Raw genomic sequence first — 24285 nt, 5'->3', positions numbered from 1 at the left:
CCCCTTGCAGCCACAACGCTCACCTGACGATCCATCAGATAAGGTCAGCAAAAGGTCAGCATAGGTACGAGCAGACCCTGTCCGACATGCACAGACATGAGACTCGAAGCCGCTCAGCGTGCCCACCCGGGAAGGCCCTCAGCGAGAGGCCCATGAATCCGATCGTTTTGGCTGCAGCTGACCACCCAGCACCTTTCGGAGGGTTCTGGACGCGGGGCTGCGTAGGACATCTCTCCAGTTCAGAGCGCTTTCGAGCCGTCTCTCGGATAGCACGGCGCTCACCCTGGCACGGACGGCCGGCCGGATCTTCCAGACTTCCCTCAACTCCGGCATATCTATACAATGCTGACACCGGATGAGTCGATCTACTTGCGTGCCTCGATCAGGAAGCGCGCCGAGTGCGCCACGAACGGGCCCTCGGCGCGAATCTGCTGGTCAAGCTCGCGCAGCCGGTCCCGATAGTCGTCGACGGTGAAGCCCGGGACCATCCAGATCACCTTGCGCAGGAAGTACACCACCGCACCGATGTCGCGGAACTCCGTCCGCAGCCGCTCGGAGCGCAGGTCGACCACGTCCAGCCCGGCGGCACGGGCCTCCTCGCTCTCGACCTCGGGGCGGCGGCCCTCGCGCGCCTCGGGCTGCGGCCCGAGGAAGTACTCGACCAGTTCGAAGACGGACGCCGGGCCCACGTGCTGGGCGAAGTAGCTGCCGCCGGGCCGCAGCACCCGGGCGATCTCCGTCCACCAGGCCCGCACCGGGTGGCGGCTGGTGACCAGGTCGAAGGCCTCGTCGGCGAAGGGCAGCGGAGGCTCGTCCTGGTCCGCGACCACCACCGCGCCCAGCGGGTGCAGGAGTCGCGCGGCGCGAGCGACGTTCGGTGGCCAGGACTCGGTCGCGGCGAGGACGGGCGGGAGCCAACCCTTCGGCTCGGCGAGCCGCAGGGCACCGGCCAGCACCTCGCCGCCACCGGTCTGGACGTCCAGCGCAGCCGTCACCGAGCCCAGCCGCTCGGACAGCAGCCGCTGGTAGCCCCACGAGGGGCGTTCCTCGGTGGCCCGGCCGTCCAGCCAGGAGAAGTCCCAGCCGTCCACGGACACGGCCTCGGCCTCGGCGATCAGCTCTTCGAAGGTGCGCATGCACGCATCATCCCGGCGTGCGCCCCGCAAGGCCACCGGATTCCGCGCCGGGCGCGTGCCGAAGTACCAGCTCGACCCGCATCTGCAGGGTGCCGGCGGCGATCAGCCCGGTCACCGGCTCCGAGCCCCCGCCCTCCGCCTCGAAGGCCACCAGCACTCCCGGTGGCTCGCCGCACTGCCGCTCGACCGCCTGCCGCTCCTCGGGCGTGGGTACGCGGAACACCGGGTCGTGGAAGTCCGCCGGGCACCGGACGTACAGCGGATCGGCGAAGACCAGTTCCAGGCCGTGGTGGTAGGACAAGTCGTACCCGGCGGCCAGGCGCAGCTCACCCGGGCGCCAGGAGAAGACGTCCCAGTCCCACCAGGACCCCTCGGGCAGTTCGACCGGCTGCTCCTCCGGGGCCGCTGCGAAACACGCTCCCAGCGCGGCTTCCGGCTGGGGTTCCGGCTCGGGTGCTGATTCGGCTCGTAGCCCGGCTTCCGGTTCGGCTTGCAGCCCGGCTCGCTGCGCGGTCGTCCGCTGCTGCCCCGGATCCATCCGGTCCCCCTTCTCACCCCGGCCGTGACGTCGCCGAAAACCGGTGTCCCGCACCGGCTTTCCTCCGCAACGATGGTGGCATGACCAGCTCTCCCATCGGGCGTTTCTACGACGCCTTCGCGGCCGACTACGACCTCCTCTACGCCGACTGGGACGCTTCCGTGGCCCGCCAGGGCGCCGCGCTGGACACCCTGATCCGGGACCGCCTCGGCGACCGCGTGGCCGAGGTGCTGGACTGCGCCTGCGGCATCGGCACCCAGGCGATCGGGCTCGCCGGGCTCGGGCACCGGGCCACCGGCACGGACCTCAGCCCGGTGGCCGCCGGGCGTGCTGCCGCCGAGGCCGCCCGGCGCGGGCTCGACCTTCCCACCGCGGCCGCCGACATGCGGCAACTCCCCTTCCCGGACGGTCGCTTCGACGTCGTCGTCTGCGCCGACAACGCGCTGCCCCACCTGCTCACCCCCGAGGACGTCCTGGCGGCGCTCGGCGAGATGCGCCGTGTTCTGCGTCCGGGCGGCCTGCTCCTGCTCACCACCCGACCGTACGACGAACTGCGCCGCAGCCGCCCGTCCTCCACTCCGCCGCAGACCGCCGAGCGGGAGGGGCGGAGGTCCGTCGTCTTCCAGCTCTGGAAGTGGCACGAGGACGGCGAGAGGTACGACCTGGAGCTGTTCCAGCTGCTGCGCGACGACACCGCGCAGTGGCGGGTCGACGTCCACCGCTCCACCTACTGGGCCCTCACCCGGACGCAGTCGAGCGGCTTCGCCACGGAGGCCGGCTTCACCGGGGCCACCTGGAAGGAGCCCGCCGACACCGGGTTCTTCCAGCCCGTCCTCATCGCCCGGAGGCCCTGAGCGTCGCCCGGAGACTCTGAGCGTCGCCCAGAGGCCTGATCGCAGCCCGGAGGCCCTGAGCGTCGACCGGCATCCGTGCCGGGCAACGCCGCTGCCGGCTCACACCGCGGATCGCGCCCCGCCGGGAGGTCGAGCCACCGGGTGGCGCCAGTCGTGCCCGCTCCCCGTGGCGCAGGACGCACGGCGTGTACGTCGGCCCGAGCCCGGCCAGCCGGACGGCTTCCAACGCGTCGCCCGTGGTGGCACGGGCCTGCCGGCAGAAGCGGTCGGGCTCCCGCAGCGTGCGGCGCTGGTCCTCGTCCGCCAGCCCCTCGAACCAGCGGATCCCGTCCGCCGGCCGCAAGCCCTATGCCAGTCAGTTGAGGATCACTGCCCGCTCATACATCCGCCCTCCTGCGCTCGGTGCGCGCGACTCTCCCGGAACCGACGGCCGTCCTCCGACCAGCTGTCCGGATCCGTGTCCCTCCCCTGCCCGCCGTCACCGCCCGGGTCCGACGCTCACCGTTCCGTTGGCTCCCCCCGCCCCGTCCCTCGGCGCCGCCGCGGCTCGCTCCGCTACGACCTCATCGTCGCCACCACCTCCCCGACCCGCGCAGAACCGTCCTCCCGGGCCATCGCGCGAGCCGCCGCCTCGGCCCGGGTGCGCAGGGACCGGTCCTCGACGGCCCGGCGTACGGCCTCCGCCAGCCCGTCGGCCGTCAGATCGGCGAACCGGACCGGCGCGCAGGCAGCGCCGACCCGGACGAGCCGCTCGGCCCAGAACGGCTGGTCCGCCATCACCGGGACGGGAACGCTCGGGACCCCGGCGCGGAGGGCCGCGGCTGCGGTACCGGCTCCGGCGTGGTGCACGACGGCGGCCATGCGGGGGAAGAGGTGGGCGTGCGGCATCTCACCGACGCTCAGCACGTCGTCCCCCTCCGCGGCGGTTCCGGCCCAGCCCGCCTGCAGGACCCCCCGGACTCCCGCCCGCCGCAGCGCGTCCACCGCGAGCGCGCCCAGCCGCTGGCCCTGCCCGGCCGCCATGCTGCCGAAGCCGATGAACACCGGCGGTGGACCGGCCCGGAGGAAGTCCTCGACCTCGGGCGGGAGCCGGTAGTCCGCGGCGACGTGCGGCCACCAGTTGCCGACCACCTGCAACCCCTTCCGCCAGTCGGCCGGGCGGGGCACGAGGGTGGGACTGAACCCGTGCAGCACCGGCCAGTTCACCCGTTCCACGGCCCGCCGCCGGGCGCGCTGGGAGACCGCCGGGAGGCCCAGCCGCTCCCGCAGCCGACGTGCGGCCCCGGTGTGCAGGCGGTCGACGACCCGCTGGCCGAGCGCGCCCGCGGCACGGTTGCCCCACCCGCCCAGCGACCGGCCTCCGCCGACGACCGGCGGGAACTCCCGCGTCGGCAGCGTGGGTTGGAGGTAGACGCCGAGGCTCGGTACGTCCATCGCCTCGGCGAGGTGCCAGCCCAGCGGTGCGGTGGTGGTGCTGAGCAGCAGCAGGTCGGCACCGGGCGCAGCCGCGTCGGCGAGCCCGTCACCGAGCCGGTCGATGAACGCGGCCGCTCGCGCGAGCAGTTCGGAGCGGCCGCCCCGGGGACCGGCGGGCGCGCCGCGCGGGTCGACCGGGAGCGGGCGGAAGTCCAGGCCGCTGTCGACCGCCGACTCGCGGAAGGTCTCCGGCGCGGCGAGCGCGACGTGGTGCCCCTCGCCGCGCAGGTGCGCCCCGAGTCCGGTGTACGGCGCGACATCACCGTGCGAGCCGGCCGCCATCACGAGGATCCTCATCGCGCCCCCTCCGGGTCGGTCGCGGTCGCGAGGTCGTTCGCCGCCACGGGGGCGCTCGGCGAACTCGCCGTCCCGGGCTCGTTCACCGAGTTCGCCGTCCCGGGCTCGTTCACCGAGTTCGCCGTCCCGGGCTCGTTCACCGAGTTCGCCGTCGCGGGGGCGTTCGCGCTGTGCCGTTCGGCGTTGCGGCCGATGGCCGTGCGGAGGTAGCCCGCCAGTCCCGGGCGTTGCTCGGTCGCCGGTACCACGAGTGCGAATGCGCGGGCGTCCGCCTCGTAGTCGTCGGCGATCCGGCAGTGCATCTCGGGCGGGCAGGGCGTGAACCACCGGGTGATGTGCCGCCGGTGTTCCTCGGCGAGGTCCAGCACCGCCCCGTGGTCGGCCGGCAGACCGTCGTCGAAGGCGGCCAGCAGCCGGCTGCGCCACTCGGCGGCCTCCGTCATCAGTTGCCGCCAGTCCTCCTTCGAGTGGGTGGCGGCGCGGGCCAGGGCTTCCCGGTGGCTCTCCCGCTCGCCCCACTTGAGGTGGGCGTCGGCGGCGTAGCTGAGGTCGAAGACGACGTCGCCGAAGACCTCGAAGCGTTCCTCCGGGCCGAGTTCGACCCCGGTGCGCCGGACCTCGATGGCCCGCTCGGCGACGTCGACCAGTTTCTGCAGCCGGGTGATCTGCTCGGTGAGGGCCTGCCGCCGCGCCAGCAGGTGGTCCAGGGCGTTGGCCTGCGGGTCCGCCAGGATGTCGCCGATCTCGTCGAGCGGGAAGCCGAGTTCCCGGTAGAAGAGGATCTGCTGCAGCCTGGCGAGGTCCGCGCCGTTGTAGAGCCGGTAGCCGGCCGGGCTTCGTTCGCTGGGCGACAGCAGCCCGGAGCGGTCGTAGTAGTGCAGGGTCCGAATGGTGACCCCGGCGAATCCGGAGACCTGTCCCACCGACCAGCTCATGCGTCCTCCCGTACCGTCCGTGCATCCGTGCGTTCGCTGCGGCCCCACTGTGCGGCCTGACGTGGGGTGAGGGTCAACACGCGCAGCTCGGCGGCCCGCTCCGGGGCCGGGAAGCGGGCCCGGTCAGGTCTCGCGCTGCGGGTGGTAGGCGGTCTCGGGTGTGCCGAAGGTCCAGGCGACGCCGGCGCGGGCGGTGCGGGTGCTCGGGGGAACGCGGAGCCAGTAGGTGCGGTGGGTGCCGTCCGGCTCGGGGTGGAGTTGACCACCTCGACCATCACGACCGGTTCGTCGTCGGGCAGGACGATCCGCCAGAGCACGCCGGTCTCGTCACGGTGGACGGGCTCGGCACCGGAGTCGGCCAGGTAGCGGTCGTAGCCGTAGTGCCCCGGCAGGACGCGGCGCAGCTCGGCGTTCTCCTCGGTGCGGATCCGCTCGACGCTCACCTCGGCCGGCACCGCCAGGAACTCCGCGGGGACGGGCATGCCGCTCCGGGCGTGCAGGGCGAAGCCGTCGGCGTACTCCAGCGCGGGCCCGTCCGCCCGGTCGAGCCGTCCGGCCTCGTCGCGGTGCAGTTCGGTCGGCCGCTCGCTGAGCAGGGCCACCTCGCGGTAGGGCCACCACCAGCCGGCCTCGCGGGCCGACTCGGCGAGCGGCGCGACGGCAGCGGCGGCATTCGGCCTGGCGGCCTCGAAGGCCGCGAACCACGGCGCGTCGTGGTGGCCGCGGACGGCGTCCAGCAGCGCGAGCCGGACGGTGGTGCGGCGGGCCCGGGCCTCGGTCGCCACGGCGACGTCCGCCGCGCGGTCGGCTTCGGGCCTCCTGGAGCGCGTGCCGCACGAGTGGCCGCGGCGCAGGTCATAAATCGGTTGCGAACCGACCACGCTGCGTGAAAGCGTACGAACAACCGCACACGACCAGCATGTTCAGGAAGGAGGCCCGACATGATCAGCGGCATACGACCGGAAGCCGTGCCGGGCCCCGCGCCCGGAGGCAGCCCGGCTCGGTCTCGGCCTGCGCACCGCTCCTTGACAACTGAATCGTGTGCCTTCTACGCCGCGACATGATCGACGCCCGCCGGCCGCCCGCACGCTCACCCCGCGCCGATGACTCCCGGCGACCCCGCGCCTACCCCCTGCAGCGCCTCCTCGCCCACCGGGCGGCCCGGCTCCGGATTCCCTAGCCTGATAGCAGGGAGGAGGCGATACACCATGCTTGGAGACGCACCGCTGCAAGCAGTCATCCCCGCCGCCGATCTCGCCCGCGCCAAGGCCTTCTACACCGACACCCTCGGCCTCAAGCTCACCGATGAGAGTGAGGAGGAGTTCGCCTGCGACTCCGGCGGTACCCAGTTCACCGTCTACCACACGCCGAGTGGTGGGCAGGCGGCCCACACGCTCGCCAGCTTCAAGGTCGCCGACCTCGACGGCGAGATGGCCGGCCTCCGCGACCGCGGCATCACCTTCGAGGAGTACGACTTCCCCGGCCTGAAGACCGTCAACGGCGTCGCCGAGGGCGAGGGCATGCGCGCCGCCTGGTTCAAGGACAGCGAGGGCAACATCCTCTGCGTGGCTCAGCGCGTCGGGCCGTAGGCCGTCCCACCACCCACCCGGCCGGTGGACGGTTCCGCGAGGGTCCGCCCACCGGTCCGTCGTGCCTCCCGCGCCTCCCGCGCCTCCCGCGCCTCCCGCACCCGCGACAACGGCGACTCCCCACGCGGTGACGGCGCTGCCCGGCCCACTCGTGCGGAGCGGACCGGGCAGCGACCGAGGCGGCGACGGGGACCCGGGCGAAGGCGGGCCCGTCAACCGGTCACCGGGTCAACCGATCAGTCGTCCGTCTCGTCGTAGCGGCCGTGGCCGAGGCGGCTCAGGTCGAAGGACCAGATGCCACGGCCGAAGGTGGCGGCGTAGAGCTTGCCGTCCGGGCCGATCTTCAGCTGCTGCACCGAGGTGGTGGGCAGGTTGCGGCCGAGGACGCGCCAGTCGGTGGTGCCGGGGGCGCGGTAGAACGCGGCGAGGTCGGTGCCGAGGGCCAGGCCGCCGTTCGGCAGGATCTTCACCGAGGTGGCCGGGACGTCGGGCAGGTTGGCGGACACGTCGGTCCAGGTGGTGCCGCCGTCGCGGGTCTCGAAGAGGTGACCGATGCCCGCGCCGGGGCCCTCGGTCCAGGTGCGCGAGAAGCCGTTGAAAGCGACGAGGACGTGCCGGGCGTCGTTCTCGTCCACGGCGAAGGAGGAGATGTAGCGGTTGGGCAGGGTGCCGTCGACGGGCAGGGCGAGCTGGTGCCAGCCGGTGCCGTCGGTCTTGCCCACCGCGATGCCGCGGCTGAAGCCGACGTTGTTGCAGGGGCCGCACCAGCCCGCGTACACCGTGCCGTCGACGGTCGCGACGGCGCTGGCGACGTGCCCGGCACCGAGGTCGTAGGCCGAGGTCCACTCGCTGCCGCTGCGGATCGCGTAGCCCTTGTGCTGCACCCAGACGTGCTGGCCGCCGGCGATCCAGGTGTTGCCGTCCTTCGGGTCGCTGGTGATCGGCGCGATGAAGCGCGCGGCGCCGGCGTCCTTGTCGGGCGGGGCGACCTCGTAGGAGGTGGCCTTGCTCGGGTCCTTCGTCCAGCTGCCGTCGTTCACCGCGCAGTTCTGGGTGACCCACATGTCGAGGTAGACGTACTCCTCGGCCATGTTGCAGCCGTTGTTCGGGTCGACGAGGGTGTCGGCGCCGTCGCCGCCGAAGTTGGATCCCATCACCTTGTCGTGAGCGCGCAGGATCGACTGGCCGTTGTCCTGCAGGCCGCCGGTGACGATCACGCCCTTGCCCGAACGGTCCGCCGGGTCCTTGCCGACGCCGACCGAGTAGTACTGCAGGGTGTCGATGGTGCCGTCGTTGAGCGGCGTCCAGTCCTTGGCGTGGCCGTAGGCGTCCAACTGCCCCGCGGCCGGACGCCGGTAGATGCCACCGTCGTTGCCGACGAACACGGTTGCCTTGCCCTGGTAGCCGCCGAAGGCGACGGCGTGCTGGTCAGAGTGGGTGGTCGGCGAGCAGTCGCCGGTCTGCTTCGCCGGGTCGATGCTCCAGCAGGGGAATCCGTTGTTCCAGTACGGCCCGACGGTGGCCCATTCGGCGCCGCCGTCGGTGGTCTCGAAGACCTCCTCAAGACCGGCGTAGACGTGGTCCGGGTTCGCCGGGTCGACCTGGAGGGACTGGTTGTACCAGGCCTGGATGCCGGGCTGGTAGCCCTCGTCCTGCAGCGCGGAGCCGGAGTTCTTCAGCTTGTCCTTGTCCGCGATCTGGGTCCACGGTCCGTACGGCGAACCGGACTTGGAGACGTAGATGCCCTTGAGACCGGTGTCCGGGTCGCTCGCCGTGAGGGCCGGGGACTGGTCGATCGCGTAGTAGCGCGAGCCGTCCGCCGAGCGCGCGAAGGTCACGTTGCCGACGTTCGCGGCGTCGGTCGGCAGGTCCCCGAGCGAGGCCGCACGCTGCCAACTGCCGTCGGCGGCCTTGCTGTAGAAGCCGTTGTAGGTGTCGCCGCCGCGCCAGCCCACCGCCAGGACCACCTTGGACGGGTCCTTGGGGTCGATCGCAATGTCGTTGGCGATGTTCTTGTACGGCGCGGCCGGGTCCCCGGCCTCGGCGCCTCCCGGCAGGTACTCCGGGTTGGGCGCGAACTCCAGCGTCCACGGGCCCGACAGCGTGGTGGCCGAGTGGCTCCACACGCCCCGGCTGGTGGCCGCCCACACCTTGCCGCCGCCGAAGCGCAGCGCGTGGATGATGGTCGACTCCAGCTCGGCGCCGCCCACCCGCATGCCGGGCTGGAACTCGCCGTGCTTGGGATCGCCCAGCACGTACACACCGGTGCCGACGTACGAGGTCGCGCCGGTGTTGGACTCGCCCGTGGCGTACCAGAGCCGGCCGCCCTCGTCGAGGTTCAGGGTCCCGGTGGACAGGGTGGGCAGCTTGTCGGCGATCGGCTCCCAGTGACCGCCGCCGGTGCGGGAGCGGAACACCCCGCCGTTGGCTCCGCCCGCGTAGACGTATCCGTCCTTGTCGGCCGCGAGGCCGGTGATCCGGCCCGTGACCAGACCGGTTCCGCCGCTGGAGTTGGAGTTGACGTCGCGGTAGCGCGGGTCGTCGGAGTTGTACGGCTTATCGGTGACGTGGTCCCAAGTGCCGCCGGTGCGCGGCATGGACTGCAGTTGGGCCCAGGCCGCACCGTAGGCGCCGGGCGCGACCACACCCGGGGCGGTGCGGGCCTCGGTGTACTGTGCGGTGCCCTCGGCGGAGTTCTCCGCCTCGTCACCGCCGTCCCCGGCCTCCGTCTCGGCCCGCGGGCTGAGGCCCGGGGCCGCCAGGGCTGCGGTCGTCGCGCCGGCGGCGTTCCGCACCTTGCGGGCGTGCTGCTTGCCGATGTCCGCCTGGTGCCGGACCTGCCACGGCTGCGAGTCCGTGGGGGCGGGCGGCGCGGCGAGCGCCTGGGTGGTGGTCAGTCCGATCGCGGTGAGCGTGACGGCGCTCAGCAGCAGCCGTCGTCGTTGCCTGGTGGGCACGGTTGCGGTCCTCCCCTGCGGCCGGTCGCGCGGTCGCGCGACTCGGCGGAAACAGGGGGACAGCCTGGTCGGCCGATCCGTCCGGGGGAAGGGGCGCACGGTAAGAAGACGGTAATGCTCTTACGGTTTCAGACAGTTGGCATTCACCGAATACTGACTGGCCGTCATGCCGACGCGGGGGTCTTCCGATCAGTGCCCGCGCACCCGTCGCCAGGACGCGCGCACGAAGGCGACCGGGTCGAAGGTGCCGGGGCGGTCCCGGGTCAGCGGGTAGCAGGCGAATCCGATCAGCGCCGCGCTGAGGTGGCCGATGCTGGTGTAGTCCCGGTTCTGCTGGACGCCCAGGCCGTAGACGAGCAGCACGCCGACCGCGTACAGGTACCGCCAGGGCCGCACGATCAGGTAGGTGAGCACCGCGACCACGCCGGCGAGGGCGTAGCTGACGCCGTAGTCGAGGGTGTAGACGGCCCTCGGCGGGGCGAGCCCGCGGTGGATCGCCCAGCCGAGCACGCCCTCGCTGAGGTAGGTCGCGCCGACGTGCGCGATCCCCGCCACCGAGATCCAGCGCAGCGTGCCGAGCCAGCGCTCGGCCGGCACGTGGAAGAGGTTGTAGAGCAGGAAGTAGGACAGCCACCCGCCGCCCGCGATCCACAGCGCACTGGTCACCAGGACCCGGACCGGCGAGACCTGCAGGTGGTGCAGGTTGGTCGAGCGCCGCTGCAGGATGCGGTCGGCGGTCATCGGGTCGACGTGCCGGATCACCTGCGTGGTGACGAGCAGGATCGCCAGCCAGATGTAGGTGCCCGGCGCGCGCCGGACGTAGGCCCACACCGCGTGGGCGGCGCGCGCCCACCAGGGCCGCCGGTGCGCCTCGGAGCTCCTGGCGGTACTGCCGGCCATCGACGCCTCCTCGGCACTCCTCCCCGCACCGTCCTCCCCTCACCCTCCCCCCGCCCCGCCGCCACCCGCCGCCGCGGCGGCCCGTCCGGGTGATCCGCCGCCTCCCCGCTGCCTCCCTGACCGGGCGTCCCACGAGCCGGGAGCCCTAGCGGACCGGGAAACCTCACGGACCGGGGCCCGGACGGACCCGGTCCTGCCCGGCCCCGTCGTCCGGCGGCAGGGCAGCCAGCGGCACGGCAACCGGCGCCGGCGGCTACTCCCCCGGATCGGTGACCACGAGGAAGACGTGCCTCGCGTCGTCGCTGTGCACGGCGCTGGAGCGGTAGCCGGGCGGGACGTACAGGGCCTCGCCGCTCAGAGTGGGGACTTCGGCGGCGGGGGCGCCCGGCGACCGGAGCGTCCAGCGGCTCGATCCGGCGGACTGGATCACCAGGACGTGGCCGGAGGGTGGTCGCGCGCCGGTGGCGTGCTCGACCTTCCAGCCCAGGAGGCTCGTGAGGCCGGCCGCGACGTACCCGGCCAGTGCCGCGTCCGGAGGTCCGCCGGCACCTCGGGGGACGACGGGGTCGTTCTCGGGCCAGAGCAGGCCGAAGGTGCGGGCGAAGTGGGCGTCCAGGAAGAGCGCCAGCTCCTGGAGGTAGGGATCCGTCCCGGGGCGCTCGCTCAGACGTTCCCAGTTCACGTGTCGTCTCCTTCGACGGTGCCGTCCACCACAGTGATGTCGGAGTGTCAAGAATGGTGCATCGGCGTGTCGCGCGGCATCACGATTTTCAGGTATCCAGCAGGCCCGCCCGACTGGCGGCGACGCCCGCCTGGAAGCGGCTGTCCGCACCGAGCTGCTCCAGGATCTCGGCGATGTGACGGCGCGCGGTGCGCAGCGACATGCCCAGCCGACGGGCGATCGCCTCGTCCTTCAGCCCGTCGGCGAGCAGGCGCAGGATCGTGGAGTGCAGTTCCCGGGCGACGGCCTCCATCTCGCGTCCGGTCGACTCCTGGAACGGGGTGGCCTGGCCCCAGGTGAGTTCGAACATCTCGTAGAGGTAGGCAACGGTCGACGGGTCGCGGACGACCGCCGCTCCCAGCTCCGGGCCCGCCGCCGGGAGGAAGGCGGTCTCGCGGTCCATGATGATGAGCCGACCGGCCAGTTCGTGCGTGGTGCGGTACTCGGCGCCCAGGTCGGAGGCGGCGGCGACGTAGGCCTGGCTGGGGCCGTTGAAGCGGGCGGTGTGGTGGTAGAGGGTGCGGATGCGCACGCCGCGCTCCAGCATCGCCCGGTCGCGCACCAGTGCCTCGGACATCGCCTCGGGAAGCCGGGCACCGCCGCCGGGCTGGCAGGAGACCACCTCGGTGGTGCACTGTTCGCCCAGCCGGTTGAGCAGGAAGCGCACCTCCGCCAGGGTGGGGATCACCTCGATGCCCGCGCCGGACTCCCGGCTGTCCGGGAAGAGCGGGGCGAACTCGTCGAACCGGCTGCGCATCCGGGCGATGTCGTCCTGGCGCCGGCGGATCTCCGCCTCGACAGGCGCGGCGCACCGGAAGAAGGCCGAGTCGGGGGACACCACCCGCAGGCCTTCCTGCCGGGCGCCGGCCGGCGCCAGCAGTCCCGCGTCGAGCAGCCGACCGACCGCCGCCGACACGTCGGACGGGGACAGTCCGGTCGCCCGGGCCACGACCGCAGCATCGTGGGCGCCGGTGTACCGGTTCTCCGCGAACCATGCGTAGACGGAGAGGTCGGGTTCGCGCCCCGGGCCTGCTTCGCTCCGACCCTCCCGACGCTCTGTCACATCGCGATCGCAATTGTCCATATTTACCCCCACACCCCTTTGCTGCCAGGCAAGTTGATGAACGGTTCCAAGCATGTCGACGATCTTCGGTGCCCGCCAGAGTGGAGCCATGGCCCCGTCACCCCATGGGGCGAATGCAAACGACCCCGGGAGATCCCCATGAAGCGCACCATCCTCACCACCGTGGCGCTGCTCGGCGCGGCCGCCGCCTGGCTGACGCCGACCGCCTCGGCCGCCGTCCCGGGGCACGCCCACCGCGCCGGTGCGACCGCTGCCACCCACCGCACCGGGCCCGCCCCGTCCGCCACCGTCATCTGCCCGGCCAGTACCCGCTGCAACGACACCTCCTGGGGAGGCTGAGCCCTTTGTTCACAACGCGGGAGAGGGAGATCCTCGTTCACCTCGCACAGGGCCGCACCTCCCGGGTGATCGCCCACCTGCTGCACCTGAGCCACCACACCGTCGAGACCCACATCCGCAACATGCGGGCCAAGAGCGGGGCCAGCAGCCGCACCCAGTTGCTGGCCATCGCCCTCGGGGTCGACGCCGTCGGGCCCGCCGGGCCCAACAGGGGCTGATCGCCGATCCAGTCCGAATCCGCTCAGCACTCCCGACGGGGGTCGGACAGGTCCGGCCGGCCGGCGACCCGCCCTGCGGCGACGCCAGGACCGGCGGGTACCGGGCGTGCTGGGAGGACCACTCCGGAGAAGGGGGATGTCACAGACCGATGGAAATACCGATCCTGATTTGTGCGGGCCAGCCGCTGATGCGCAGCGGACTCTCCTCGGCCCTCGTGGCCGAGCCGGACATCCGGGTGGTCGGCGAGACCGCGGACGGGAGCACCGCCAGCGCGCTGGCCCGGGAGCTGAACCCCGCCGTCGTCGTGGCCGACTTCGAACTCGCGGACATGACGGGGATCGATCTCGTCCGCGAACTCCTGGGGCCGAGCCGGGAGGCCCCCCGCACGCTGCTGATGGCACCGGCCGAGGACGACGCCGTCCTGGAGTCCATCCTGGCGGGAGCGACCGGGATCGTCACCCGGAACACCCTGGTGGAGGACTTCCCCCAGGCGATCAGAGCCATGGCCACCGGCCACTCCTTCCTCTCGCCCGACATCGCGGCCCTGCTCCTGGGCTGGGTCCGCGACAAACAGCCCGCGTTGTTCCCCGCGCTCGGTCTCAACCTCCTCACCTTCCGCGAACGCGAGATCCTGGCGCTCCTGGCGAACGGGATGTCCAACGCCGAGATCTCCAAGCGGCTCTGCATCGTGCAGTCGACGGTCAAGTTCCACGTCTCCCAGCTGCTCAGGAAGCTCGGCCTCAGGGACCGCCTGCAGGCCGCCGTGTTCGCCCACCAGAACGGTGTCATCTGATGCTGCGACAGAACCAGGACCACGGTGCCCGTTGGCTGCCGTGGACCGAGGGGACGACGGGCCTGCCCCGCGTCTACTGCCTCCCCTTCGCCGGCGGGGCGGCGCACTTCTTCCGCCCGTGGACGGAGGCGGCCCGGCACCTCGCGGTCGAGGTCGTCCCGGTCGAACTGCCGGGCCACGGGACCAGGTTGCGCGATCCCCTGGTGAGCGGCATGGCCGCCATGGTGGACGCGCTGTGCGAGGAGGTCCTCCGGCAGGAGAGCGGGCCCTTCGCGATCCTCGGCCACAGCATGGGCGCGAAGATCGCGTACGCGGTGGCCGAGGAACTGGAGCGGCGGCCCGGGGCGACGCCGCCGGCCCGGCTGTTCGTGTCCGGGGCCCTGCCGGCCTCGGCCCCCGAGCCGAAGCCGCTGCACGGCCTGCCGGACGCCGCGCTCACGGCGGAGCTGTCCGCGATGGGCGGCACGCCTCCCGAGATCCTCGCCAACGCCGAACTGATGGAGATCATGCTGCCGGTGATCCGGGCCGACCTGACCCTGCTGGAACAGTGGCACGCGTCGCCGCGGAGCCGGGTCTCCTGCCCCATCACGGCGTTCGCCGGCCGGGACGACCGGATCGTCCCGGCGGAGCTGACCACGGGCTGGGCCGACCACACCTCGGCGTCCTTCGCGCTCCAGGTCCATCCCGGGGACCACTTCTTCCTGCGGGAGGAGAGGAACGCCGTGCTCGCCCGGGTCGCCGCCGACCTCCACGACCGCCCCGGCGACCGTCCGGCCCCGAGCGAGGTGTGACGAACCGCCGCATTCCGCCGGCCCGTCACACCTCCCGGGCCGCCCGTCACCCCTCCTCGACGCCGACCTCGATCAGTCCGGTCGCCTCGGCCAACGCCCGTCCGACGTCCCGCGGCGACGACCCGACGGCGATGACGTGGCCCAGCCGGTCGTAGGCGCTCCGCGGCGGGCGGACCTCGCGCCCCGGCGTCCCGCTCACCAGGACGCGCTCCACGCCCGGCACCCGCTCGGCCTGCCGGACCCCGTCCACGCCGGTCAGCCGGCCCGGCCGCGGCGCGGTCAGGAACCGCAGGCCGGCCCGGCGTGCGTGGTCGGCCGACAGGTTCAGCGGCAGGCCCGCGGCGGCGCGGATCTGCTGCTCCAGCAGGTCGATCCCGGTGGCCGGGCGGATCAGTTCCGGGATCATGCCGCCGGCCAGCCGTCCGTTGATCTCGATGACGGCCGGGCCGTCGGCGGTCAGCCTGAGCTCGACGTGCGCCGGGCCGCGTTCGAATCCGACGGCCTTCAGCGCCTGCCGGGCCGTGTCGGCGATCCGCTCGGCCAGCGCGTCGTCGATGTCGGCGGGGAAGAGGTGACCGGTCTCGACGAAGTGCGGCAGCGGGCTGACGGTGCGCTGGGTGACGCCGATGCACCGGGCCTCGCCGTCCACGCCGAACATCTCGGCGCTGAACTCGGGCCCGTCCACGTACTGTTCGACCAGCACCGCGCCCGGGGTCCGCTGGCCGCGCACGTTGTGGGTGACGGCGAGCAGGTCGACGGCGTGCGTGACGGCGGTCGCGGCGTCCTCGCACCACAGCACGGACTGCGAGCCGGACTCCCCGACCGGCTTGACCACGCAGGGCAGCCCCACCGCGGCGACGGCGGCCGCGACCCGGTCCGGGTCCGTGACGATCGCGAAGCCGGGCTGGGTCACCCCGGCCTCGTGCAGCGCCGTGCGGGTCAGCGCCTTGTTGCGGCAGCGGGTCATCGCCTCCACCGGGTTGCCCGGCGTGCCCAGGGCTGCGGCCGCCCGCGCGGTGTGCTCCAGGTAGAACTCGCTGGTCGTCGTGACGCCCGCCACCCGGCGTCCGGCGCTCACCGCGGCGACGGCCCCGGTCAGCGCGGCCTCGTCGTCGGTGTCGCAGACCACGACCCGGCAGCCGGTGCCGGGCAGTTCCGGGTAGCGGGCCGCGTCCTTGGTGAACAGCACCGGCTCCAGGGCCAGCCGGACGGCCGTCCGCAGCGCGATCATCCCGGTGCCGGTGGTGTTGGACTCGACGAACAGCAGCAGCTTCCGGTCCCGGCGGGGTATCCGGGCGAACGACCAGCTGGAGACGGTGGCGCCGTACTCCACCTCCTCCGGGACGGTGGCGACGGTGCCGAGCTCGGTGCCGTCGGCGTAGACGGTGTCCACGTACCGGTCCCCGCGGTCCGGCATGATCCCGACCAGCCGGGTGCCCGGCTCGGCGCGGGCCGCGAGGTGGGTGAGGATCCGGTAGACCGAGCCGGAGGTGTTCCCGCCGAAGATCTTCTGCTCCCGGGCGAGCCGGCGGGTGGCGTCGAAGGCCTCGTCGTCGGACAGCCAGTGCACCTCGTCGAGGAGCCGGTAGTCGATGTTCTCCGGGACGAGGCTGTTGCCGAGTCCGCTCTGCCTGCGGGTCGGGCGGTCCGGCTGGCCGAAGAGCACGCTGCCCACGCAGTCCACGCCCACCACCGAGACGTCCGGCAGGCGCTCCAGCAGCGCCCTGGACGTCCCGCAGAGCGAGCCGCCGCTGCCCACCGCCCCGACCACGACGTCCACCGGGCCCAGGTCGGCGACCAGTTCGTCGGCCAGGCCGCGGTACGCCGCCGGGTTCTGCGGGTTGCTGTACTGCTGCGGCCAGAACGCGCCGGGCAGACCGGCCATCAGCTCGGCCAGCCGCTCCAGCCGGGCGCTCTGCCAGCCCTGACCGGTCATCGCCGACACGACGTGGACCTCGCAGCCCAGCGTGCGCAGCTTGGCCAGGGTGACGGGGTCGATGCGCGGGTCCGTGACGATGTGCACGGGGTGGCCGAGGTAGGTGCCGACCAGGGCCACACCGAGCGCCATCGTGCCCGAGGAGCTCTCCACGATCGGCCCGCCCTCGGCGAGCGCGCCGGTGCGCCGGGCTTCGAGGATCACCTGCCGGGCCACCCGGTCCTTCATCGCGAAGAGGTTCTGCATCTCCAGTTTGGCGAAGACCTCGACGCCCTCGGGGGCGTCCACCCGCAGCCGCACCGCCGGGGTGTGGCCGATGCCGTCGATGACCGATTCCTGCCGCATGTGTGCACGTCCTTGGGAGGTGTGGGATCCGCCGCTACCGGGCGGGCTGGGTGAGGGTCCGGAACAGCGACGTGTCGTCGCCCAGGGCCTCGCAGGCCGCGTGCGCCTCGGCCACCTTGCGGGCGCGGTCCGGGTCCGCGTCGTCGAACAGCAGGCCCAGCATGGTGCCGCTGTGCGCGCACACCACGCCGAGTGCCCCGGTCCGCGCCGCGATGGCCAGCATCGCGTCCAGGTGCCGCTTGGGCGCGAACCGCTGGTTGAGGACGGCACTGCGGGTGGTCACCCGGCCCACGGCCGCGAGGTCCCCGGCGCGCACGGCCGCGGTCAGGGTGTCCAGCAGTCCGGTGAACTCGGCGGTCTCGGCGGGCGAGTAGCGCTTGGGACGCTTGTTGAAGGCGACGGTGTCCAGGTGGCCGCCCTCGTCCACCGCCACCACGGTGGCCGGCGCCAGGCCGCCGAGGGCCTCGCGCAGCCGCACCTCGCGGTGCTCGAAGACGACGACGCCCGGGTGCATCACCCCGTCGGTCGGCTCGATCGGGCGCAGCCAGTGCTCCACCGCGGCCGGACCGGTGTCCAGTCCCAGCGCGCCGCCGACCGCGCGCGCGGTGGCGACCAGGTCGGCCGAGGAGCTGGCCAGTCCCTTGCCGACGAGCAGGTCGCTGTCCAGGATCAGGGTCCCGCCGCCACCTGGCTGGTGCGAGGTCAGCATGGCCTCGGCCAGCCGCAGGGACTTCGTCTTGTGCGCGGGGAAGACCCGGAGCGGACCGGCCGGGTCGTGGCGGAACCAGGCCCGGGAGCGGAGCGTGATCGGCAGGGTGACGAGGAAGTCGGTGCCGTCCGGCAGCCGGCCCTGGAGCAGTTCGCCGAAGGTGCCCGAGGCGTCGGCCCGGCCGCTGCGCAGATCCGCGCCCGGGCGGCGGGTGATGAGGCTGGGGCCGGTCACGGGGCGCCCGCCGGGGTGCCCTCGCCCTTGTCGGCCGCACTGTTCCCACCGACGCCCTCGGCACTGCCCGCACCGATGCCCTCGGCGGAGTCCCCGACGATGCCCTCGACGGCCAGCAGGGCCTCGACGCGCGCCGCGGCGACGCCCGCCGCCTCGCCGCGCAGCCGCCACTGCTCGGACACCTCCCGGAACCCGCGTTCCTGCGCGGCGAGCACGGCACGCACGGCGTCGGGGTGCGTCGAGCCCGCGGAGTGCTTGACCCGGACGGCCTTGTCGGCGTCGAGGGAGCCGGACAGCAACTCGGCGGGTTCGGGCACCCGGTGGCCGTGCTCCTCGGCGATCGCCGCGAGCAGCGGGCCGTCGGGGGTGGCCGCGGGCAGGCCCTTGGCGATGGCGGCCCTGACGTAGGCTCCGGCGATCACCTGCGCCGTCCGCCACGGCACGCCGGCCTCCAGGGTCAGCAGGTTCGCGAGGGTGAAGGCGCCGAGGAAGTCCCCCTCGCAGGCCTCGCGCATGCGCTCGGTCCGGAAGGTGGCGGTGGCGAGGGCGGTGTGGGCCAGCCGCAGGGCCGAGCGCAGCGCGGCGAACTGGGCCGGGAGGTGCCGCCCGGCCTCCTTGGAGACCTCGACGCTGTTGGCGTACGGGGTGCCGTGCTGGGCGAAGGCGAGCTGGGTCGCGCAGCCGACGACGTGCGAGCAGCGGCCCCGGATCCGTTCCAGGACCGGGAAGTTGCGCTTCTGCGGCATCGCGGCCGAGATCCCGGCCAGCGCGTCGGGGAAGTCCACGAACCCGAACCCGGCGCCGCTCCACGTCATCAGGTCGGTGGTGAACCGGCTGAGGAGCACCGCGAAGTTCGACAGCTCGGACGTGACCGCGAGGGCCCAGGACCGGGAGGCCACCGACACGAGGGCGTGCGGCTGCGGCTCCCGGAAGCCCAGCAGGCCGGCCATCCGGTCACGGTCCCAGGGTAGTTCCTGGCCGGCCATGCTGCCCGCGCCGAGGGGCGAGCGGTCGATCTCGTCGTAGGTGGCCAGCAGCCGCCGGGCCGCGGCGAGGGTCTCCTCGGAGAGGGCCGAGAGGTAGAAGGCGGGTGTGATGGTCTGCGCGGCCTGCGCGTGGGTGTAGCCGGGCATCGGGCTGTCCGGTAGTTCGGCGGCGCGCGCCGCCGCCGTGCGCCCCAGGGCGACGAGGTCCCCGGCGAGGGCACGGACGTTCTCGCGGCAGGACAGCAGCTGGCCGCAGGCCTGGAAGTCGTTGCGGCTGCGGTCCACGTGCCAGGCCGCGAACGGGGCGGTGCCGCCGCGGGCCACGTGGCGTTCCATGGCGAAGAAGATGTCCGACATGTTGTCCCGCGGGTCCGCCCGGATCAGCTCGGGGGTCAGCTCGTCGAGCCGTCCGGCGATCGCGGCCGCCCCCTGCGGGTCGACCAGGCCCATCCTGCGGTACTCCAGCAGCAGCACCTTCTCGATGGACACGTAGTGCGGCAGCAGGGCCTGGGCCTCGTAGCCGAACTGCGGGGCCAGCACCTCCTCGTCCCAGACCTCGCTGGGCACGCCGTCGATCCGGCCGGTCACTGCCATGTCTCTCCTTCGGGGTCGGTCCTGTCCTCCCGGCGCGTCGCGCTGTGCCGCTCCGGCCCGGCGGTCTGCCGCTCCAGCTCGGCGGCCAGCCGTGCGACGGTCGGGTGCGAGAAGAAGGCGTCGGCGGTGGTCTCGACGCGGTGGTCGGACGACAGCCGGGCGAGCAGGCGCAGCGCCTGCAGCGAGTGGCCGCCGACGGCGAAGAAGTCGTCGTCGACGCCCACCTCGTCGACGCCGAGGACGTCGGCCCAGGCGCGGGCCACCAGTTCCTCGGCGGCGGTGCGCGGCGGAACGCGGCCGGGCCGCGGGGCCGGGGCGTCGCCCGCCCCGGGCCCCGGGCCGGCCGGGAGCCGGGACAGCGGTGTCGCCGGGTCGGCGAGGGCCGCCGTGAGCACCGCCGCGTAGTCGGCGAGCAGCCCTGCGGCGGTCTCCCGCCCGAACAGGGCGGTGTCGTACTCAAGGCGGGCCGTGGTGCCGGACACCTCCAGCAGCAGGTCGTCCTCGGCCGCGGTGGACGGGGGCCCGAAGCCCTCGGCCGGGGTGACGTTGAACGCCAGCTGGTAGAGCGGGGGCAGGCCGGGGCCGCGCTGCGGTGCGAGCTGCTCGACCACGGTCTGGAACGGCATCTCCTGGTGGTCGCGGGCCGCCCGCCAGACCGCCCGGACGCGTTCGACGAGCCCGGCGTACGAGGGGTCACCCGAGGCGTCCACCCGGAGCACCACCATGTTCACGAAGGTACCGACGAGGGGCAGCAGTTCGGGGCGGTCCCGGCCGGACAGCGGCACCCCGAGGACGACGTCGTCCCGGCCGGAGCGCCGGTGGAGCAGGGCCGCGTACCCGGCGAGCAGCAGCTCGAACGACGTGACCCCGTACCGGCGGGCGGCCTCCGCGAGCGCGGACGCGGTGCCGGCCGGGAGCTCGGCCCGGAGTTCCGCGCCGGCGAAGGACCGCCGGGCCGGCCGCGGCCGGTCCAGCGGGAGGCCGTGCGCGGCCGGCAGACCGGCGAGCTGTGCCCGCCAGTAGCCGGCCAGCTCGGCGGCCCTGGCGCCGCCGAGCCGTTCGCGCTGCTTCCGCGCGTAGTCGCCGTAGGAGAGCGGGAGCCGGGGGACGCGCGGCGGACGGTCCTGTTCGGACGCCGCGCAGAACTCGGTGATCTCGGCGTGGAGGTTGAAGAGTGACGGAGCGTCACAGACCGCGTGGTGGGCGACGAACAGCAACCGCCAGCGCCCGGCGCCGAGTCCGACCAGGCCCGCGCGCCACAGCGGTGCGCGGGAGAGGTCGAAGGCGGTGTGCTTCAGCCGGTCGGCGAGGGCGGCACGGTCGTCGCGCTGCTCCTCCTCGGTGCGGCCGGACAGGTCGACGACCTCCAGGTCGAGGTCGACGCGGTCGCGGACGACGGCGGTCAGCGCGCCGTCCACGACCCGGAACCCGGTGCGCAGCGCCTCGTGCCGGTCCACCACGGCAGCCAGTGCCGCCCGGATCTGCGCCTCGGAGACGTCCCCGTGCAGCGGCCACTGGTCCGCGACGTGGTACAGAGCGGTGTCGGCGGCGAACCGGCTGGCCAGCCAGGCGCGTTCCTGTGCGAAGGACGCGGCGGTCATCCGGCCCCACCGCCGGGCCGGGGGTGGTCGGCGGCGCGGACGGGGCTATCCAGGACGTGGCCGGCGAGGCGGACGGGATCGCCGAGCACGACGGCGACCTCGCGGCGGCCCTCGTAGGGCTCCCGGCTGTGGGCCATCCGGACGTTGTCGACGACCAGGACGTCGCCGTCCTGCCAGGACTCGCCGAAGGCGGCAGCGTCGTACACCGCGTTGACGGTCTCGACGGTGTCGGCGTCGATCGGGGTGGTGTCGCCGTGGGCGGTGGTGAACGGCAGACCGGCCGGCCCGTACTGGTCGAGCAGGTACTCGCGGATCTCCGGGTCCATGGTCAGTTCGTTGAGGAAGGCGATCTGGTTGAACCAGCCGGGCACGCCGGTCCGGGGGTGGGCGACGACCGCGGCCCGGCGCTGCACGGTGCGCAGCCGGCCGTCCTCGTACCACGCGTGCCGGATGCCCCCGGCGGCGCAGTAGGCGTCGACCAGGGCCCGGTCGTCGGTGCCGAAGGCGTCGGTCCAGGGCACGCCGACGTCCTGGTAGGTCCGCAGCAGCAGCCAGCCGTGCCGGCGGAACGGCTCGACCAGGTCCGGGGGGAGGCTGCGCAGCACCTGCTGGGAGTCGGCGAGCATGGTCCGGCCGCCGCGCTCGGGGGCGGTCAGGCACCCGAACACCAGCAGTCCGGGGACCTCGGCGGCGTAGCTCTGCTCGTGGTGCATGCACATCGGGGCGTCGGCGGGCCAGTGCGAGGCCGAGTAGACCGCGTCGCCGTGGCGGTCGCGGGGCGCGAACCCCTCCCGTTCGGCCATCGGCTCGACGCCGAGCGCGGCGGTGACGGCCGCGAGGTCGGCGGCGGAGGCGACGCCCAGGCCGCGGAGCAGGACGGCCCCCGACGCCTCGACCTCGGCGAGGACCTCCTCACGGTGCTCGGCGGCCCACTGCGGGCCGGGGGCGGCCGCCAGCACCCGCAGACCCGGCGCGGTGCGGGTGGCGGGGGTCATCGCCGCGCCTCCGTGCTCCGGCCGGCCGCCTTGCGGTCGAGGAGTCCGGCCACCTCGGCGACGGTCGGGGTGGCCTTCAGCTCGCCGACCGTCACCGCGCGGTCCAGGGCGATCGCCAGCCGGATCGCGGCGAGCGAGGTGCCGCCGAGCTCGACGAAGCGGGAGCCGCGGCCGACCTGGTCGAGCGGGACGTCGAGCAGTTCGGCCCACAGCCGGGCGACGCGACGCTCGGTGTCGGTCTCGGGGAGCGCCACGTCGCCGTCGGCGGCCGGCCGGCCCTGGGCCCTGGCCTCGGCGGTCAGCGCCTTCTTGTCGATCTTGCCGTTCGCGGACAGCGGCAGCCGGGCGAGGCGGTGCAGCCGGCCGGGCACCATGTAGTGCGGCAGCACGGCGGCCAGGGCCCGGTCCACGGCCCCGGGTTCCGGGGCGGCGGCGCCGCTGTAGAAGCCGACCAGTTGCGGGTCCTCGGCCGACCCCGCGATCACCACGGCGCCGTCCCGGACCCCGGGGACCTGCAGCAGGCGGTTCTCGATCTCGCCGATCTCGATCCGGAACCCGCTCACCTTCACCTGGGAGTCCCGGCGGCCGAGGTACTCGAACTCGCCGGAGGGCAGCCGGCGGCCGAAGTCACCGGAGCGGTAGAGCCGTTCGCCCTCCCGGTACGGGTCCGGCCGGTACGCGGCGTCCGTGCGGGCGGCGTCGTTGACGTACCCGCGGCCGACGCACACCCCCGCGAAGACGATCTCCCCCGGCGCCCCGTCGGGGACCATCCGCAGCCGCTCGTCCACCACGTACACCCGGACGTTGCGGGTCGGCGGGCCGAGCGGGACGGCCCGGCCGGCCGGCGGGCGGCGCAGCACGCCGTGGTTGGTGTCGTCCGAAACCTCGGTCGTGCCGTAGCAGTTGACGAGGGGGATGCCGGGGAAGGCGGCGAACCAGCGGTGCACCAGTTCGGCCTTGAGCGCCTCACCGGTCACCGCGAGGCAGCGCAGGGACGGCAGGCCGAGGCGGTCGTCCTGGAGGGTCTCCAGCACCAGGTCCAGGTAGGAGGGCACCAGTTGGGCCACCTGGACGCCCGCACGGGTGACGGTCTCCACGAACCGGCGGACGTCGGTGACGGTGTCCTGGCCGATGATCTCCGTCCGGCCGCCGACCAGCAGTGCGCAGACCAGTTGCCACAGCGAGATGTCGAAGCACTGCGGGGCGGTCTGGGCGATGACGTCGCCCTCGCGGACGCCCAGGTCCTCGATCTTGGCGTAGAGGTGGTTGAGGAAGCCGGCGTGCTCGCACATCGCGCCCTTGGGCTCACCGGTCGATCCCGAGGTGAAGTAGATGTACGCCAACTGGTCGGCGCGTACGGCCAGTCCGAGGTCCTCGTCGGACTCGGGCGTCGCAACCTCCGCCGGCACCTCGGTCGGCACCTCGGTCGGCACCTCGGTCAGCACCGAGACGGTCACCTCGCCGCCGCGCCCGCGCACCGCCTCGTCGAGCTGGGCCAGCCCCGGGTCCGCCAGGACCCGGCGGCAGCCGCTGCGCTCCAGCACGACGGAGATCCGCTCGGCCGGGAAGGCCGGGTCCAGCGGGAGGTAGCAGCCGCCCGCCTTGAAGACCGCGATCACCGCGGCCATCCACTCCAGCGAACGCTCGGCCACCACGGCCACCACGTCCTCGTCGGCCAGCCCCTGCCGGCGCAGCGACCGGGCGATCCGGTTGGCGCGGCGGTTCAGCTCCGCGTACGTCCAGCTCCGCCCGGCCTGCACCGCGGCGACCGCGTCGGGGTGCCGGCGCACCCGCTCCTCGAACAGCTCGTGGAACCGGCGGTCCGGCAGCGCCCGGACCGGACCGGCGGAGGCCGCGAGCGTGGCCGCGAGCTCCTCCCCGGCGACCAGGCCGTGCTCGTCATGCGCCTCGTCCGGGGAGCCGGTCATCCGCTCCAGGACCGTCCGGACGTAGCCCTCGGCCCGGTCCGGGCCGACGTGCCCCTGGGCGGCGGCCTCCTGCCGGACCCGCTCGGCCTCGGCCCGCCCCTCCGGGGTGGCGACCCGGGCGACCAGCTCGCGCCAGCTCCGGCCGTCGTCGCCGAGCGCGTCGGAGCCGGTGAGCACCGCCGCCACCTTGAACGACGCGGCCAGCCGCACCGTGTCCGGGCCGACCCCGGTCTCGGCCGCCAGGGCCGCGATCGCCGCTTCGGCGTTCTTCATCGGATGCCTCCAAGGGGACCCCGGCCCGTGGGCCGGGGAGGAATCGGATTGCCCG

At 73.6% G+C, this 24285-nt stretch carries 20 protein-coding genes and 2 pseudogenes; 6 read left to right on the top strand and 16 right to left on the bottom strand.

The annotated features are described in order from the left end of the window. Positions 1–365 precede the first annotated feature (365 nt). On the bottom strand, positions 366–1136 hold the full coding sequence (locus ACZ7KX_RS20805) for a class I SAM-dependent methyltransferase (RefSeq protein ID WP_470327707.1): 771 nt from the start codon (positions 1134–1136) through the stop codon (positions 366–368). 7 nt (positions 1137–1143) lie between these two features. Further along, entirely contained in the window at positions 1144–1674 is a 531-nt protein-coding gene (locus tag ACZ7KX_RS20800; protein WP_470327706.1) for a hypothetical protein, read from the bottom strand. An 80-nt stretch (positions 1675–1754) separates the two neighbouring features. On the opposite strand from ACZ7KX_RS20800, the gene ACZ7KX_RS20795 reads away from it, so the two are divergent. Further along, a complete protein-coding gene (locus tag ACZ7KX_RS20795) occupies positions 1755–2528 on the top strand; it encodes a class I SAM-dependent methyltransferase (RefSeq protein WP_470327705.1) in 774 nt (257 codons plus the stop codon). Here the strand turns inward: ACZ7KX_RS20795 and ACZ7KX_RS20790 are convergent. The 4 genes and pseudogenes from ACZ7KX_RS20790 to ACZ7KX_RS20775 all read right to left on the bottom strand — a co-directional run. After that, entirely contained in the window at positions 2509–2871 is a 363-nt protein-coding gene (locus ACZ7KX_RS20790) for a DUF5958 family protein (protein ID WP_470327704.1), read from the bottom strand. The two genes, ACZ7KX_RS20795 and ACZ7KX_RS20790, sit on opposite strands and share 20 nt — an antisense overlap. 212 nt (positions 2872–3083) lie before the next feature. After that, positions 3084–4301, bottom strand: a complete 1218-nt coding sequence (locus tag ACZ7KX_RS20785; RefSeq protein ID WP_470327703.1) for a glycosyltransferase — start codon at positions 4299–4301, stop codon at positions 3084–3086. 167 nt (positions 4302–4468) lie between these two features. After that, positions 4469–5236 (bottom strand): annotated as a pseudogene (locus ACZ7KX_RS20780) (MerR family transcriptional regulator); the annotation flags it as partial. Positions 5237–5359: 123 nt separating this feature from the next. Beyond that, a pseudogene (locus tag ACZ7KX_RS20775) lies at positions 5360–6033 on the bottom strand (DUF6745 domain-containing protein); the annotation flags it as partial. A 411-nt stretch (positions 6034–6444) separates the two neighbouring features. On the opposite strand from ACZ7KX_RS20775, the gene ACZ7KX_RS20770 reads away from it, so the two are divergent. Further along, on the top strand, positions 6445–6825 hold the full coding sequence (locus ACZ7KX_RS20770) for a VOC family protein (protein ID WP_470327702.1): 381 nt from the start codon (positions 6445–6447) through the stop codon (positions 6823–6825). Positions 6826–7061: 236 nt separating this feature from the next. On the opposite strand, the gene ACZ7KX_RS20765 is transcribed toward ACZ7KX_RS20770, so the two are convergent. The 4 genes from ACZ7KX_RS20765 to ACZ7KX_RS20750 form a co-directional block, all read right to left on the bottom strand. After that, positions 7062–9782 carry a ligand-binding sensor domain-containing protein gene (locus ACZ7KX_RS20765; protein ID WP_470327701.1) on the bottom strand — a complete coding sequence of 907 codons (2721 nt, stop codon included), beginning with the start codon at positions 9780–9782 and terminating at the stop codon, positions 7062–7064. A gap of 189 nt (positions 9783–9971) precedes the next feature. Continuing rightward, entirely contained in the window at positions 9972–10682 is a 711-nt protein-coding gene (locus ACZ7KX_RS20760; RefSeq protein ID WP_470327700.1) for a rhomboid-like protein, read from the bottom strand. 253 nt (positions 10683–10935) lie between these two features. After that, positions 10936–11364, bottom strand: coding sequence for a hypothetical protein (locus ACZ7KX_RS20755; protein ID WP_470327699.1), 429 nt, complete (start codon positions 11362–11364; stop codon positions 10936–10938). An 88-nt stretch (positions 11365–11452) separates the two neighbouring features. Further along, positions 11453–12352, bottom strand: coding sequence for a helix-turn-helix transcriptional regulator (locus ACZ7KX_RS20750; protein ID WP_470327698.1), 900 nt, complete (start codon positions 12350–12352; stop codon positions 11453–11455). Positions 12353–12625: 273 nt separating this feature from the next. Between ACZ7KX_RS20750 and ACZ7KX_RS20745 the strand changes: the two genes are divergently transcribed. From ACZ7KX_RS20745 to ACZ7KX_RS20730, 4 genes are all read left to right on the top strand, one after another. Beyond that, positions 12626–12826 (top strand): hypothetical protein, encoded by a 201-nt coding sequence (locus ACZ7KX_RS20745; protein WP_470327697.1) that lies wholly within the window; start codon positions 12626–12628, stop codon positions 12824–12826. Positions 12827–12831: 5 nt separating this feature from the next. Continuing rightward, entirely contained in the window at positions 12832–13044 is a 213-nt protein-coding gene (locus ACZ7KX_RS20740; protein WP_350522705.1) for a response regulator transcription factor, read from the top strand. A 149-nt stretch (positions 13045–13193) separates the two neighbouring features. Then, the gene (locus ACZ7KX_RS20735) at positions 13194–13838 is read left to right on the top strand and encodes a response regulator transcription factor (protein WP_350522706.1); all 645 of its coding nucleotides are present in this window, start codon (positions 13194–13196) and stop codon (positions 13836–13838) included. Continuing rightward, on the top strand, positions 13838–14629 hold the full coding sequence (locus ACZ7KX_RS20730) for a thioesterase II family protein (RefSeq protein WP_470327696.1): 792 nt from the start codon (positions 13838–13840) through the stop codon (positions 14627–14629). Before ACZ7KX_RS20735 ends, ACZ7KX_RS20730 begins: the two co-directional genes overlap by 1 nt. 46 nt (positions 14630–14675) lie before the next feature. On the opposite strand, the gene ACZ7KX_RS20725 is transcribed toward ACZ7KX_RS20730, so the two are convergent. Genes ACZ7KX_RS20725 through ACZ7KX_RS20700 form a run of 6 tightly spaced genes read right to left on the bottom strand, consistent with a single transcriptional unit; the run spans position 14676 to position 24230 of the window. Beyond that, positions 14676–16910: a pyridoxal-phosphate dependent enzyme gene (locus ACZ7KX_RS20725; protein ID WP_470327695.1), complete on the bottom strand. Its 2235-nt coding sequence runs from the start codon at positions 16908–16910 to the stop codon at positions 14676–14678. A 34-nt stretch (positions 16911–16944) separates the two neighbouring features. Further along, positions 16945–17853: a GHMP family kinase ATP-binding protein gene (locus ACZ7KX_RS20720; protein ID WP_470327694.1), complete on the bottom strand. Its 909-nt coding sequence runs from the start codon at positions 17851–17853 to the stop codon at positions 16945–16947. Then, positions 17850–19433 (bottom strand): lyase family protein, encoded by a 1584-nt coding sequence (locus tag ACZ7KX_RS20715; RefSeq protein WP_470327693.1) that lies wholly within the window; start codon positions 19431–19433, stop codon positions 17850–17852. Before ACZ7KX_RS20715 ends, ACZ7KX_RS20720 begins: the two co-directional genes overlap by 4 nt. After that, on the bottom strand, positions 19424–21034 hold the full coding sequence (locus tag ACZ7KX_RS20710) for a condensation domain-containing protein (protein WP_470327692.1): 1611 nt from the start codon (positions 21032–21034) through the stop codon (positions 19424–19426). Before ACZ7KX_RS20710 ends, ACZ7KX_RS20715 begins: the two co-directional genes overlap by 10 nt. Further along, positions 21031–22029 (bottom strand): TauD/TfdA family dioxygenase, encoded by a 999-nt coding sequence (locus ACZ7KX_RS20705; RefSeq protein WP_470327691.1) that lies wholly within the window; start codon positions 22027–22029, stop codon positions 21031–21033. Before ACZ7KX_RS20705 ends, ACZ7KX_RS20710 begins: the two co-directional genes overlap by 4 nt. Continuing rightward, the gene (locus ACZ7KX_RS20700) at positions 22026–24230 is read right to left on the bottom strand and encodes a non-ribosomal peptide synthetase (RefSeq protein WP_470327690.1); all 2205 of its coding nucleotides are present in this window, start codon (positions 24228–24230) and stop codon (positions 22026–22028) included. Before ACZ7KX_RS20700 ends, ACZ7KX_RS20705 begins: the two co-directional genes overlap by 4 nt. Between the last annotated feature and the right edge of the window lie 55 nt (positions 24231–24285).

It is taken from the genome of Kitasatospora sp. NPDC038210 (assembly GCF_055600605.1).
This window is presented reverse-complemented; position numbering and strand designations above follow the sequence as displayed.

Excerpts from the sequence above, each read along its gene's own strand:
- ACZ7KX_RS20800 (WP_470327706.1), bottom strand. The coding sequence starts at position 1,674 with ATGGATCCGGGGCAGCAGCGGACGACCGCGCAGCGAGCCGGGCTGCAA.
- ACZ7KX_RS20770 (WP_470327702.1), top strand. The coding sequence starts at position 6,445 with ATGCTTGGAGACGCACCGCTGCAAGCAGTCATCCCCGCCGCCGATCTC.
- ACZ7KX_RS20760 (WP_470327700.1), bottom strand. The coding sequence starts at position 10,682 with ATGGCCGGCAGTACCGCCAGGAGCTCCGAGGCGCACCGGCGGCCCTGG.
- ACZ7KX_RS20705 (WP_470327691.1), bottom strand. The coding sequence starts at position 22,029 with ATGACCCCCGCCACCCGCACCGCGCCGGGTCTGCGGGTGCTGGCGGCC.
- ACZ7KX_RS20795 (WP_470327705.1), top strand. The coding sequence starts at position 1,755 with ATGACCAGCTCTCCCATCGGGCGTTTCTACGACGCCTTCGCGGCCGAC.
- ACZ7KX_RS20700 (WP_470327690.1), bottom strand. The coding sequence starts at position 24,230 with ATGAAGAACGCCGAAGCGGCGATCGCGGCCCTGGCGGCCGAGACCGGG.
- ACZ7KX_RS20785 (WP_470327703.1), bottom strand. The coding sequence starts at position 4,301 with ATGAGGATCCTCGTGATGGCGGCCGGCTCGCACGGTGATGTCGCGCCG.
- ACZ7KX_RS20735 (WP_350522706.1), top strand. The coding sequence starts at position 13,194 with ATGGAAATACCGATCCTGATTTGTGCGGGCCAGCCGCTGATGCGCAGC.
- ACZ7KX_RS20745 (WP_470327697.1), top strand. The coding sequence starts at position 12,626 with ATGAAGCGCACCATCCTCACCACCGTGGCGCTGCTCGGCGCGGCCGCC.
- ACZ7KX_RS20710 (WP_470327692.1), bottom strand. The coding sequence starts at position 21,034 with ATGACCGCCGCGTCCTTCGCACAGGAACGCGCCTGGCTGGCCAGCCGG.
- ACZ7KX_RS20725 (WP_470327695.1), bottom strand. The coding sequence starts at position 16,910 with ATGCGGCAGGAATCGGTCATCGACGGCATCGGCCACACCCCGGCGGTG.
- ACZ7KX_RS20805 (WP_470327707.1), bottom strand. The coding sequence starts at position 1,136 with ATGCGCACCTTCGAAGAGCTGATCGCCGAGGCCGAGGCCGTGTCCGTG.
- ACZ7KX_RS20730 (WP_470327696.1), top strand. The coding sequence starts at position 13,838 with ATGCTGCGACAGAACCAGGACCACGGTGCCCGTTGGCTGCCGTGGACC.
- ACZ7KX_RS20715 (WP_470327693.1), bottom strand. The coding sequence starts at position 19,433 with ATGGCAGTGACCGGCCGGATCGACGGCGTGCCCAGCGAGGTCTGGGAC.